Raw genomic sequence first — 12,387 nt, forward strand, 5'->3', positions numbered from 1 at the left:
ATAAGGAACGGGGGCTTACATATCTGTAGCGTTGCAGGCGTTCATGAATTCCTGGCACACGTAACGTACCATTTCCGGCGTCATTTCATGCCATAAGGGCAGGGACACAATGGAAGATGCAAGTGCATTGGTTGCCTGCAGGTCACCTGCCCTGCAATGGGTGACAAAATAGCTCTGTTCATACAGATGGGGTGAAAAATAGGTTGATGTACCGATCCGCTTTTCTTTCATGCGGGCAAGTATCGCACTGCGGTGTGGTGCATATTGTGGCGGCAGGCGTACTGGCAGGAACTGATAGGACATGCGTGCGCCACGCTGCCGCTGGAAGCCAAAACCGGGCAGAAGGTCGTAATACATCTGTTCTATACGGCACTTCTTTTCAACGACGCTTTCCAGATGGTCCAGTCCCGACAGGGCAAGCAATGCACCGATTTCGGGTAGCTTGGAATTAAGACCGGGCATCGTGGCATGGCGGATCTGGCCAAAGCCAAAATTGCCCATGGCCCGCAGGGCTTCGATCATGTCGGGGTTATTGGCGTAAATGAAACCACCTTCCCCGATCCCCATTGTTTTTGTTGCATGAAGGGAACATATGATGGCATGCGGCGAACCGGTTCCAAATCCCTGTCCCAGTGCGTCATGTGCTCCAAGGGATGCAGCCGCATCTATGACAACGGGAATACCTGTCTGTTTTTCCAGTTCCGTATAATGGTTGATATCGGTTGCGTTCCCGAATGTGGCGTAGGGAAATATTGCTGCAATCTGTTCACCATATTCATGCAGTAATTCATTTTCCGCCGCATGGGACGCCATCCAGTCCGTAGGGTCGATATCGCAGAACAGGGGTGTAAAGCCTGCCCATAATACAGCATGGGCCGCGGCTGCGAAAGTAAAGGATGGCATGAGAACATAACGCGCCACACGGGTATCCTTGTGTCGTGTTGCGTATTTCAGCGCCATCATCAATCCGATCGTGGCGTTGCATACCGTGACGCAATGGCCCACGCCACTGAACATCTGTTCAACCAGACGTTTTTCGAATCTCTGGTTTATTGGCCCGTAATTGGTATAGATGCCAGAGTTTTCCATTGCGATAATGCCATCGGCCAACTGGCTTATTTTCGGAATATTTGAACGTATGAAGGATATTTCCGTATAGGACATTTCTGTATTCCGGTTTCGTCAAACAGATGACCTGATCATGATGTCTGGCAGATATCAGGGGAGGTGGCGTGTCACGTTGGCCATTTACGTTAAAAGCAGATAATTCATGCACATTCAATGCAAATATTAGTATATTATTTACTACACGTTTATGTGATTACTATGCGCGTATGGAATATATGATATTTTAAAATAATATAGGGAATTCATGCAATTTCATGATTTACGGATCGTTCCTACCCGAATGACATATTCGACAATTAAGTAAAATGATCGGTTTTTATTTTGTGAATGATGTAATCCAGTGATGCGGGATGACTGACGTGATTGCAGAAAAAAAATGTGCGGTTGTATTGAAAACCTATACATGGGACAGCTTCGTGCAACTGCAGCTGCAACGGTTGCAATCGACATTTCCTGAAGCTGATATTTTTATTTCCATTGATGAAACAAATGGTTTTGCGGGAACCATTCCATATGACCGGGTGCTGCGCACATGTAATGCAGAAATGCTGGCATTAGGATTTGCCAACCGGTTTGAAAAGGGCAGTCTGCTATGGTGGAACGCCGATTACACCCATTATCAGGTGCAGGCCCAGATTCCGGACTATGATTATTACCTTTTCGTGGAATATGACGCCTGTATCGCCGGGAATGGAACGCGTCTGCTGGCTGACATGATTGCGGATGAGGCGGATTTCATATCCCATCCCCTTGATGCAGGACCGGCATGGTACTGGCATCGCTTCCATACAGGTATTTATCCTGCGGGACAGTTGCGGGCATCATTGAACTGTATTTCGTTTTTTTCCCGTCGTGCCCTGAACCATCTGGCGCAGCGGCGGCGTGCGATGTCAGCCAATATGGATGAAACGGGTTTCTGGCCCTTGGGGGAAGCCTTTGTCGCATCCGAAGTGGCGGCGGCGGACCTGACCTTCATCCCGCTTGCGCGTTATGGTGATGTTTCGCGCTATTCCTGGTTTCCGCCAATACTGTCCACGGGCCTTGTACTGCCACAAAGCGGGCATACCTTCCTGCATCCTGTCCTGGACCAGAAAAGGTATATTGCAAGCCTGCTGCGGCAGACACATTTCGTGCGCCATTACTTTATGCGCGGCAGTACATTACGGCGTGAACTCAGCCGTTTTCCCGGTGCCATATCACGGCGGCAACTGTACCGTGCCGCCATGCTGCGTGCGGCCGAACGGCTGCGACAGGTGTGCGGCGCCCCGTAAGGGCATGCTTATGCTGGTTGTGACAGAAGTTTTTCCACAACGCGCTTGACCTCAGGTTCCCACGGGCCGGGCGCACAGCCGAACACCTGTTGCAGGCGTGTGCAGTCAAGTCGCGCATCTGGCGGCCGGCGTGCCGGTGTCGGCCAGTCGGCTGTGGTAATGGCTTCCATGACCGGCTGCGGGTTGCCGTGGCTTGCCGCGGCATTTACTGCCGTGCAGGCCAGTTCGTACCAGCTTGCCTGACCCTGTCCGGTTGCATGATAGATCCCGGCATACTCCGCTTTCCATCCGGTATCGCGGATCTGTCTGATGATATGCATGATGACATCCGCCAGTGCATCCGCGCTGGTCGGGTTGCCAATCTGGTCACTGACAACCCGCAGGGTTGGTCGTTTGGTTGCGGCATCGACCATTGTGCGGACGAAGTTGCGATTATAGGGGGAATAGACCCATGCCGTGCGCAGGATGATGCTGTCAGGCTGCGCCAGCAGCACCGCCTGTTCACCTTCCGCCTTGGTCCGCCCATAGACCGAGCGGGGATCAACCGGATCCGTTTCCACGTAGGGACTGCCTTTATTCCCGCTGAAGACATAATCGGTGGAAACATGGATTAGCGGAATACCCAGTTCACGACATACCGCCGCCATACGTGCGGGGCCGGTATGGTTGGCGCGCTGTGCCCCTTCCACATCTGTTTCCGCAGCATCCACGGCTGTCCATGCCGCGGCATTCACGACCACGGACGGGTTATGCGCCCTGATAACGGCATCAATCGTATCGGGCCGGTCAAAATCGAAATCCGGTCGCCCGACCCGCACCACGCCGTCATGGTTGGATAACGCCGTTGCAAGCTGGCCATGTCCCCCGGTTACCAGAATCGATTGCGTATGCATCACGTGCTGCTTCTTCTTTCATATGAAACGGGGAAGGTCGGGCATTTACATGCCACCCCTGGAGATTTTTTTGAAAGCAACCTATTGATAAAATAAATTTTTTTGTGCTGCCTTTTATATATGAAACCAGTCATCAACATTGGAGAAGGGAAGGGCCCCAGCATCCTTTTCAGACAGGATCGCGTCTTTTTCCGCAACGGGCCAGTCGATCGCCAGCAGCGGATCATCCCAGCGCACGGATCGTTCGCAGTCACGATCCCAGAAATCGGTGCATTTGTACTGCACCTCGGCATTGTCGCTTAATGTGCAGAAACCGTGCAGGAAGCCGGCCGGGATCCATAACTGCGACCCGTTTTCCTCGGATAAGGTAGCTCCCACCCACTGGCCGAAGGTGGGTGATCCCGTACGGATATCCACGCCTACATCCCATATGCTGCCACGGGTGCAGCGGACCAGCTTGCCCTGCGCGTGGGGGGAAAGCTGGCAATGCAGTCCGCGTACCACGCCGCGCTGGCGTGACAGACTGTGATTGTCCTGCACAAAGGGGCCGGGAATGCCAATTTCCTTCATGCGGGCCGCGTTGAACGTTTCCGAAAAATAACCACGTTCATCACCAAAACGCGGTGGGGTAAGCAGAATCATGCCCGCGATGTTAAATGTCTGTATTTCCATGGGATCCCCTGTTCTCCTGTCCGTGCGGTGGTGGCTGATATCCGCGTTATTGCTTTGTCTGGCTTAGGAAAGGCTTAATGGCCGTCATCTGGGGGCGATCCTGACCGTGGTCGGGTTCAAGCGTAAACATGTAATTGCCCCATAGCGGCCCAGCCGCCCAATAGGTCCATCCATCCCATACATCTGCATTTTCACGCAGGTGGGACAGGATGGGATTGAGCAGGGCGACACATTCCGGCTGGCGGCTGACCCCGAATTCTCCCAGGAAACCGTGCGCCTTGTGGGCGTGTAGCCAGTCGGTAAAGGGTTTGAGCCGCCCAAGGGCCTGGTCTTGTGAAATGCATGCCGGTTTGGTGCCCGATGCATCAGGGTCAAAGTATTCATGCACTTCATAAACCAGACGGTTATCGGGATCGTGTAACTGCCCCAGCGCATCGCCATTCAGTTTCGGGAAACCCTGTGCGCTGTCCCAGCCAATGCCGGGCACGAGGATGGTATTATGGCTTCCGGCCTTGCGGATGGCGTCAATCGCGGCCTGTACCGAGTTTTTCCATGCCTCGGCCGAATGCTGCTGTGGTTCGTTCATCAGACCAAACAGGACATGCGGGTTATTGCCCAGCGCCTGTGCCAGCCGCGACCATAAATCGGCAAAGGCCGTATCCGGCACGGCTGTGGACCCGATTTCCTGCCCGCGATAGCGCCCGTAATCATGGATATCGAGCACTGTTGTGGCACCCTTGCCCTGCGCATAGGCAATGAATTGCTGTACGCGCTGCAGTTCCTTTTCATCCAGCGCGCCGTTCAGGGTCGGCTGAAGACGTTCCCACAATACCGACAGGCGGAATGTGTTCATGCCCTGTGCGGTAAAATAATCCACCTCCGCAGACTTGGGATAAAGGTAGTCATACCCGTAACGGCCCGGCAGCTTGGAGGAGGAATAGGCAGCCCCCGCAAGGTTTACGCCACGATATGTCTGCGCATCCGCCTGTCCATGGACGGAAAGCGTAAGGGGGACTGCGACCATGCAGCCACAAAGCCAGCGGCATAAGCGGGGGAAACGGGGTAATGTCATGCGATATGCTCCGCTGCGGGTGAAAACCGGTTGAAACGGAATGATTTCAGGCGTTCAGGCACCTTTTCCCTGACTTCTGGTTCCGATGGTGCAACGACGCTGTTGGTCGTGCCGTACAGGAACCACAGCAACGCCGCCGTCTTGATGGTGAAGACCGATGCGCCGATGCACAGGGATGTGGAAAAATAAAGCGAGATCATCGCTTTCATCGACACGGCTGCTTCGGTGCGTGCAGGATGCAGGGTAAACAGCGCCAGCAGGAACAGCGTCAGCGGCAGGCCAAGGTTGTTGATGATATAGGCATAGCCCGTATCGGCCGTGTACACCTGCGACGGCGCCATCGCGAACCATTGCGGCAGGTTCCAGTAATCCAGCAATCGCCCGGAAAACAGCAGTCGGCCGGAAAAATTGTCCCCAATGATGGAGGGCAGGATACCGGGCATCTCGTGATTCGCGCCCTGCAGCATCAGGCCCATCATCACGGTAACCGGCATGGCGAACACCACGAAGCGTGAACGGTAAAGCGGTGTCATGCGCAACAGGATCATGCCCAGCGCGCAGCCCGAGGCAAAGCGCGAATCAGCCAGCACGAAACACAACCCCGACAGAAAGAACAGGAACGCATGCCGCAACCGGGAGCCAAGGTTTGTGCTAAGGCACCACGCAAACCCGATGGCCGAGAAATTGCCCAGTGAATCCGGTTCCAGAAACAGCGACGACACGCGGTGCGATCCGAATATGGACTGGAAAAACGTACGGGACGCGGCAGCCCCCCGGTTTCCGCTGATAAACAGGTTCGTATTGCTGTAATTGACAGTGCTGCTGCTGATGACACCCTTGTTCACGTAATAGGTCCAGACATCGAATATCGTGCCGAACAGGTTGGTGAACAGCAGTTCAAAAAAGCCAACGAACATGATCATGGCCATCATCACCCACATGGTACGCTCACCAGACCGCAGGGTGGAACGGGTGCCCAGTTGGTAGAATACATAGGCAATGGCCAGATCATGCAGGATCTTCATGTCCAGACGGGGGTTGATCAGCTTGGCCCCGATCTCGAAACAGATCATGACTCCCGTAATACGCACCACGGCAGGGGAAATCGTGTTGCGCACCTCGATAAACGCCAGAAAGATGATGGCCAGTTCGCACAATACGATTTCCGAACTGCGGATCGTGATGACATGACGTGTGTTGATGAAGCACAGGACAAGGTTGAAAATCGCCCCCGCCACCACCAGCCATGATATGCCATCCACCCGTGACAGGGCGGGCGCGCTGGTCATGGACCGATGGGGCAGGTGAACATGCGCTGTAGCGGACATGATGCTTCCCGTATCAGATGCGTGACGCATGCCTATCTGCATCCTGTGATGGGGACACCGGACGGGCAGGCCGTACAAGCAGGGCATTACCCAGTCGCCGTCCCAGATTATGCAGGGGCAGTTCCAGTATATTATAGGTTATGGCTGCCAGTGCCGTGGTCAGCATGACGGTCACGATCCCCAGCCCCGCCTGGGTCAGTGACGGATGCGACAGAAGGGTGGACGCCCCCATGGCATGTCCCATTATGCTGAACACCATCAACATGATGGGCAGGTGCAGCAGGTAAATGCCATAGGACAATTCCCCGATGGCGATGACCGGCCTGCTGAGAAGCACGCGATACTGCCGCCCCGATGCATAAAGGTCACGGATCAGCACAAAAGCCGCGACCGTTTCAATCATGTCAGGAATACGTTCAGGTACGTTCAGTCCCATCGCCACAAGACCGTAACGGTCATACAGCAGCACAACCAGCGCCAGCAGCGCATAAAGTCCATGCCGGGGGGAAAGGGCTGTCGGCAGCAGCGGGATCAGGGCGCCGACACCAAACGAGAGTGCAAAGACCGTACCCACTTCATGCGGCAGGGGCAGCAGGGCGATTGCGGCAAGGCCCGCCAGTGTAACCACCCGTAGCCGTGGCGCACGCACCAGCCAGAACAGGAACGGAAAGGCCACGGAATACATGAGTTCCACCCGCAACGACCACATCGGTCCATTATAACGGGTGAAAACGCCCGCAACCGACATGATGGTGTTGCGGATGGACACCGGTGTCTGCAGATTACGCGACAGCCAGCCGACAAATACACCATCACTGACCCATCCGCGCGCAACAACCATGCTGGCGATGGCCAGCCCGATTGAAAACCACAGCAGCGGATAGATCCGGAACACACGCTTGACATAGAAACTGCCAACAATCCGGCCTGTCAGATGCGTGTATTTGCGTAGTGACAGCGACAGGACGCACCCGCTGAGTACAAAAAACAGTACCACCGCCGCTTCCGCATTGAATGCGTAGGTCACAATGTCATGCATTGCTGCCTGTGATCCCGTACGTTGCGGGTTCTGGTAACGGAAAACCTGTATGGCATGACCGAACAGTACGACAAGGCACGCAACGCCACGCAGGGATGTCAGCTGGTGCAGATAATTTCGTTCCGTTCCCGAAGTTTCCGTCACAGACGACATCGTCGGTTCCCCCGGTGCATGAATGGCATGGCGTGATGCAGGCAATACAGTGATTCTGTTATGGCGGACACAGCGTATCAGAATATAAATGTAGAAAACATGCAAAATGTGCCTACACAATTCTTTGTGCCGCCGCCTTTATCGCGGCACGATCATGTCATGATCTTGCCGCAATCACACTGTGGATTTGGCACGGCGTGAAACGGGCTGCGTGACGGTCCGGATGTTTTTGCGCGATCGATATGAACCCAGGGGCCGCGCGCCATGCGCATGCGGCCTGCCGCCAACGTGGCGCACGGCAGGAGACCATAATTCCATGACGCGCTCCCTGTTTATTTCCGTCCATGATTTCAGGAGTTTGCGCAAGGCCAGTGTCCATTTCATCGCAGCGGAGATGGCCCGCCGTGGGCCTACCGCGTTCCTGTCCATCGGGTTGAGTTCGCTGTCGCTGCGGCGTGGGGATACGCGCGCCAGCCTTGCGGACCGTGCCAATCAGGTGGAAACGGTGGACGGTGTGGAATGCTATCTGTGGCGCATGAAATGGCATCCGTTCAACATGCGGCGTGCGGTGCTGGCGCCGGTAGAGCGGGGGATGTTCTGGCTGTACCGCCAGATGCTGCCCGCCATTGCGCGAAAATGGATACGACGTGCTGATACTGTCTTTATTGAATCCGGTATGGCGCCGATATTTATTTCCGATGTCAGGAAACTTAATCCGTCGGCCCGCATTATTTATCTGATGTCCGATGACCTGGAAGTCGTGGGATGTGCGGATACCATCAAGAATGATTTCGTGCGAAATTTCGACATGATCGACACGGTGCGCATGCCCTCGCGCTATCTGCTTGAACGCCTGCCCCATGCGCGTTCAGCCGTTTTTGCACCACATGGCATTGATCGTGGCATTGCCGAAAAAAACTATCCCAATCCCTATACGCCCGGTCGGATCAGTTGTGTTTCGATCGGGTCAATGCTGTTTGACCGGACCTTTTTCCAGATCGCGGCACAGATCAGGCCGGATATCGATTTCCATATCATAGGTGCGGGCCATGCGGCGGATGGGCTGGATGCGCCCAATATCATCATTCATCCCGAAATGGCGTTTGAACGCACGCTGTCCTATCTCCAGCATGCCAGTTTTGGCGTCGCCCCGTATCGTGACGCGAATACGCCCCGTTACCTGCTGGATACGTCCCTGAAACTGCGGCAGTTCGCGCTGTTTGGTATTCCCGCCGTCTGTCCCGATTTTGCACTGAATGACACGGCTGGCCGGTATGGTTACAGGCCGGGGGATGCGCAATCCATCGGGCGCGCGATTGATGCCGCCCTGCAGTCATCGGACGTGATCGAACTTGATGCCCATAGCTGGCCTGAAATCGTGCAGCGTATCCTGACCCCCGAAGCCTATCCCGACACGCGTGTCTGAATGCAGGCCTGTCCCTGTGCAAAGTATTAGGAAAGAGCGAGAACATGACTGAGGCAGGTGATAACGGACCACGCATTTCGGTTGTCATGGCAACCTATAACGGGTCGGCCCATATCCGCGAACAGCTGGACAGTCTGGCGGCACAGACGTGCCTGCCTGCCGAACTGGTCGTGACGGATGACGGTTCGACTGATGCCACGCTGGATATCGTGGCCGATTTCGCCCGTACGGCACCCTTTCCGGTGCAGATTCACCGCAATGCGCAACGCCTTGGCTACAAGGGTAATTTCATGCATGCGGTCAGCCTGAGTTCAGGGGATCTGATTTCCTTTTGCGATCAGGATGATTTCTGGAAAAGCGATAACCTGGAACGTGTGCGGCAGGCATTCATGAACGACCCTGACGTCATGATGGTCTTTCATAACGCGCATCTGGTGAATGAACGGCGCGTGCCCATATCGCCTTTTTATGCAACCCCGCCCGTTCCCCCCGTTTCGCGTCCGCTGACATTGCAGCCGTGGTGTTTTTCCTATGGTTTCATGCAGACATTCCGCGCGGACCTGAAACCTTCGGCAGCCCTGTGGGCACGCATGGGGGACCATTACAACCCGGGCAAGGAAATGGGCCATGACCTGTTTTTTTTCCTTGTCGCATCCGGTATTGGCACCATTGTCTATCTGGATGACGAACTGACGGAATACCGGCTGCATGGTGGCAATACGGTGGGGTCGGGCAAGCGGACCAAACCCACCTTTGTGGATCGCTGGCGTTACCGGCTGGAAGATCGGGCTGATACCTACCGCTACCTTGCACGCATGACGGTGCAGGACAGCAACATGTTTGCCGATCTGGCCCAGACGGCATCCTGGTCTGAAACGCTGCGCGCCCGTGCGCGTACTGCAGCCGAAGCATGGCGCGAACTGGAGCGACTTTATACCACGCGCGCCGAAATCTGTTCCGGCAGCAGCCTGCCACGCCGCATCGCAGCCTTTGTGAGACTGGTGCGCGAAGGGGGGTATAGTGAACGTTCATTCTGGACCTTCGGCAATCGCGCCATGTACAAGGACCTTGTACTGGGCGTACTGCTTGCACCGCTGGTGCGGCGTTATGGCCGGGAATCCTCGCGTACCGATCGTGCGTGTCGTCGCGGGCATGGCCACGGCGTAACCCAGACCCAGACCGTCCCCGCGCAGGCCGTTGCGGCATGAAAATGATGGCACAGGAAGGGACGCCTGGTGCATCCAGGCCCTGTGTGGCAATATACCGAACGCAGATCCTGCCATGGTCGGAAACATTCGTGCGCGATCAGGCCCGTGCCCTGATACGCTGGCGCCCCGTGCTGATCGGGGAGCGGACGATAGGGCAGCTGCCGCTGGACGGCATGGCCATCCGGGCGCTGCATGATGGGCCGCCCACGTTGTTCCAGCGCCTGATCGGCATGGGATCGCGTTACCTGGAACGCCCCGTGCCGGGTATGATGAAACTGGCGCGCGCGGTAAATCCGGATCTGGTGCACGCCCATTTCGGTTTTGACGGCGTGGAGGCATGGTCCGTGGCGCGGGCATTGCATGTGCCGCTGCTGGTCACATTGCATGGATCGGATATCACGACCCATATGCACTGGTTCGCCGCAGGTGGCGGGGGACGGCGATGGCGTGCCTATCCCGGCAGGCTGAAACAGCTGGCTACCGTGCCACAGGTCAGTTTCGTAGCGGTATCCCACAGCATACGTGAGGCCGCGCTGCGTGCGGGCCTGCCCGAACAGCGTATCCATGTCTGTCCCATCGGGATTGATGTCCGTCGCTTTCATCCGACCGGCCAGCCGGTTGCCCGGCGGGCGCCGGTTATCCTGTTCGCAGGCAGGCTGGTGGAAAAAAAGGGCTGTCGCTACCTGATCGATGCCTTTCGCACCGTTCGTGCGCAAATGCCCGATGCGCAACTGGTCATTGCGGGGGACGGCCCCGAACGCCCGATGCTGACCAGCCTTGCCACGGGAATGGATGGTGTTTCGTTTTACGGCCGGTATTCAGCAGCCGAAATGCAGCCGCTGCTGGAACAGGCCCGTGTTTTCTGTCTGCCCAGTGTCACCGCCGCCAATGGTGATGCGGAAGGCATGGGCCTGGTCCTGCTGGAAGCCCAGGCCAGTGGAGTCCCGGTCGTAACATCGGCGCGGGGTGGTGCGACGGAGGGCATTATTGATGGCACGACAGGCTTCGCCTTTGCCGAAGGGGATGTCACGACGCTGGCCGCGCGCCTGCTGGACCTGTTGCGTGATGATGATCTGGCAGCACGTATGTCTGCGGCCGGGCCGGTTTTCGTGGCGCAGAAGCATGACGTCGCCCGCTGGGCGGCAACACTGGAAAACATTTACGACAGTATGACAGGACGCATCCCATGAACGTTCCCATGTCCGTCAGTCTGGTCATTACCACCTATAATGCACAGGCCTTCATCATGCGTGCCGTCAGTTCCGCGTTGGAACAGACGCATGCGCCGATGGAAATCATCGTAGTGGATGACTGTTCCACCGATAGCACGCCAGATCTGCTGCACAGGCTGGCGCGTGCGCATGATAGTATCCGCGTCATGTCCACGCCGTATAACGGGGGACCATCGGTTGCGCGCAATGTGGGGCTGGGTGCCGCACGGGGCGACTGGATCGCCTTTCTTGATGCGGATGATGCCTTTGCTCCCGACAGGCTGGAAGTGCTGATGGCACGTGCCGCAGTCGGGGATTGTGACGCGGTGGCGGATGATCTGGCCTATTATGACGCCATGGCAGGCCAGGTGACGGGCCGCGCGATGGGGGCGGGGCAGGTGCCGCGTAATCCTGTTGGCCTGCGTGATTACATTGCCCATAACCGCTCGGGCGGGGACGGATTTGACTGGGGGCTGCTCAAGCCTGTTTTCCGGCGGGAATTCATGCTTGCCCATGGCATACGTTATGATCCGGTGGTGCGGCATGGGGAGGATTTCCTGCTTATGATCGCCTTCCTTATGGCTGGCGGCAGGTTTTTCCTGATCGATCATGCCACGTATCTTTATACACAGCGGCAGGGCAGTGTCAGTGGACGTGCATCGGGCATGTCGCGTACGGTCATTGCCTATCGTGACATGCACGATACCGCGCTGGCATTGGCGCGGGATCCACGTATCCGGGACAATCCCGAACTGGTGGACCTGCTGCACCAGCGTGCGGCGGGACTGCAGCGTCTGGATGATTCCTATTTTGTGTCCGTGGCGCTGCGTTCAGGGGCAGTAGGGGCGATTTTCCGGCGTATCATGCGGCGACCGGCATTCCTGCCTGCCATGATCCGGCAGGTGGCGGCTGCACTCAGGCGCAGGTTATGCCATTCCTGATGTCCGGTATGGTGTTCAAATAGTTCATTGATGAGAAATAAAGTT

At 56.3% G+C, this 12,387-nt stretch carries 11 protein-coding genes; 5 read left to right on the forward strand and 6 right to left on the reverse strand.

Annotation, left to right across the window (positions count from 1 at the left end; all coding sequences use genetic code 11):
• Positions 1 to 15 precede the first annotated feature (15 nt).
• A complete protein-coding gene (locus tag MSKU9_RS15945) occupies positions 16 to 1,089 on the reverse strand; it encodes a DegT/DnrJ/EryC1/StrS family aminotransferase (protein ID WP_264371856.1) in 1,074 nt (357 codons plus the stop codon).
• 584 nt (positions 1,090 to 1,673) lie between these two features.
• Between MSKU9_RS15945 and MSKU9_RS15950 the strand changes: the two genes are divergently transcribed.
• On the forward strand, positions 1,674 to 2,399 hold the full coding sequence (locus MSKU9_RS15950; RefSeq protein ID WP_141262367.1) for a hypothetical protein: 726 nt from the start codon (positions 1,674 to 1,676) through the stop codon (positions 2,397 to 2,399).
• A gap of 8 nt (positions 2,400 to 2,407) precedes the next feature.
• On the opposite strand, the gene rfbD is transcribed toward MSKU9_RS15950, so the two are convergent.
• From rfbD to MSKU9_RS15975, 5 genes are all read right to left on the reverse strand, one after another.
• Positions 2,408 to 3,292 carry a dTDP-4-dehydrorhamnose reductase gene (rfbD, locus tag MSKU9_RS15955; protein WP_141262368.1) on the reverse strand — a complete coding sequence of 295 codons (885 nt, stop codon included), beginning with the start codon at positions 3,290 to 3,292 and terminating at the stop codon, positions 2,408 to 2,410.
• A gap of 114 nt (positions 3,293 to 3,406) precedes the next feature.
• The gene (gene rfbC / locus MSKU9_RS15960; protein WP_141262369.1) at positions 3,407 to 3,964 is read right to left on the reverse strand and encodes a dTDP-4-dehydrorhamnose 3,5-epimerase; all 558 of its coding nucleotides are present in this window, start codon (positions 3,962 to 3,964) and stop codon (positions 3,407 to 3,409) included.
• A 46-nt stretch (positions 3,965 to 4,010) separates the two neighbouring features.
• Positions 4,011 to 4,988 carry a glycoside hydrolase family 5 protein gene (locus MSKU9_RS15965; protein ID WP_141262370.1) on the reverse strand — a complete coding sequence of 326 codons (978 nt, stop codon included), beginning with the start codon at positions 4,986 to 4,988 and terminating at the stop codon, positions 4,011 to 4,013.
• A gap of 44 nt (positions 4,989 to 5,032) precedes the next feature.
• Entirely contained in the window at positions 5,033 to 6,364 is a 1,332-nt protein-coding gene (locus MSKU9_RS15970; RefSeq protein ID WP_141262371.1) for a polysaccharide polymerase, read from the reverse strand.
• A 13-nt stretch (positions 6,365 to 6,377) separates the two neighbouring features.
• Positions 6,378 to 7,556 carry an acyltransferase family protein gene (locus MSKU9_RS15975; RefSeq protein ID WP_141262372.1) on the reverse strand — a complete coding sequence of 393 codons (1,179 nt, stop codon included), beginning with the start codon at positions 7,554 to 7,556 and terminating at the stop codon, positions 6,378 to 6,380.
• Positions 7,557 to 7,872: 316 nt separating this feature from the next.
• Between MSKU9_RS15975 and MSKU9_RS15980 the strand changes: the two genes are divergently transcribed.
• Genes MSKU9_RS15980 through MSKU9_RS15995 form a run of 4 tightly spaced genes read left to right on the forward strand, consistent with a single transcriptional unit; the run spans position 7,873 to position 12,342 of the window.
• Positions 7,873 to 8,982, forward strand: a complete 1,110-nt coding sequence (locus MSKU9_RS15980) for a GumK N-terminal domain-containing glycosyltransferase (protein WP_141262373.1) — start codon at positions 7,873 to 7,875, stop codon at positions 8,980 to 8,982.
• A 44-nt stretch (positions 8,983 to 9,026) separates the two neighbouring features.
• Positions 9,027 to 10,190 carry a glycosyltransferase gene (locus tag MSKU9_RS15985; RefSeq protein WP_141262374.1) on the forward strand — a complete coding sequence of 388 codons (1,164 nt, stop codon included), beginning with the start codon at positions 9,027 to 9,029 and terminating at the stop codon, positions 10,188 to 10,190.
• Positions 10,191 to 10,234: 44 nt separating this feature from the next.
• On the forward strand, positions 10,235 to 11,380 hold the full coding sequence (locus MSKU9_RS15990) for a glycosyltransferase (RefSeq protein WP_227002523.1): 1,146 nt from the start codon (positions 10,235 to 10,237) through the stop codon (positions 11,378 to 11,380).
• On the forward strand, positions 11,377 to 12,342 hold the full coding sequence (locus MSKU9_RS15995; protein ID WP_141262376.1) for a glycosyltransferase family 2 protein: 966 nt from the start codon (positions 11,377 to 11,379) through the stop codon (positions 12,340 to 12,342). Before MSKU9_RS15990 ends, MSKU9_RS15995 begins: the two co-directional genes overlap by 4 nt.
• The last annotated feature ends 45 nt before the right edge of the window (positions 12,343 to 12,387 follow it).

It is taken from the genome of Komagataeibacter diospyri (assembly GCF_006538165.1).
GTDB lineage: Bacteria > Pseudomonadota > Alphaproteobacteria > Acetobacterales > Acetobacteraceae > Komagataeibacter > Komagataeibacter diospyri.

Bases quoted from the DNA above. Each gene is read 5' to 3' on its own strand.
- MSKU9_RS15945 (WP_264371856.1), bottom strand. From the start codon at position 1,089: ATGGAAAACTCTGGCATCTATACCAATTACGGGCCAATAAACCAGAGA.
- MSKU9_RS15950 (WP_141262367.1), top strand. From the start codon at position 1,674: ATGCTGGCATTAGGATTTGCCAACCGGTTTGAAAAGGGCAGTCTGCTA.
- rfbD (WP_141262368.1), bottom strand. From the start codon at position 3,292: ATGCATACGCAATCGATTCTGGTAACCGGGGGACATGGCCAGCTTGCA.
- rfbC (WP_141262369.1), bottom strand. From the start codon at position 3,964: ATGGAAATACAGACATTTAACATCGCGGGCATGATTCTGCTTACCCCA.
- MSKU9_RS15965 (WP_141262370.1), bottom strand. From the start codon at position 4,988: ATGGTCGCAGTCCCCCTTACGCTTTCCGTCCATGGACAGGCGGATGCG.
- MSKU9_RS15970 (WP_141262371.1), bottom strand. From the start codon at position 6,364: ATGTCCGCTACAGCGCATGTTCACCTGCCCCATCGGTCCATGACCAGC.
- MSKU9_RS15975 (WP_141262372.1), bottom strand. From the start codon at position 7,556: ATGTCGTCTGTGACGGAAACTTCGGGAACGGAACGAAATTATCTGCAC.
- MSKU9_RS15980 (WP_141262373.1), top strand. From the start codon at position 7,873: ATGACGCGCTCCCTGTTTATTTCCGTCCATGATTTCAGGAGTTTGCGC.
- MSKU9_RS15985 (WP_141262374.1), top strand. From the start codon at position 9,027: ATGACTGAGGCAGGTGATAACGGACCACGCATTTCGGTTGTCATGGCA.
- MSKU9_RS15995 (WP_141262376.1), top strand. From the start codon at position 11,377: ATGAACGTTCCCATGTCCGTCAGTCTGGTCATTACCACCTATAATGCA.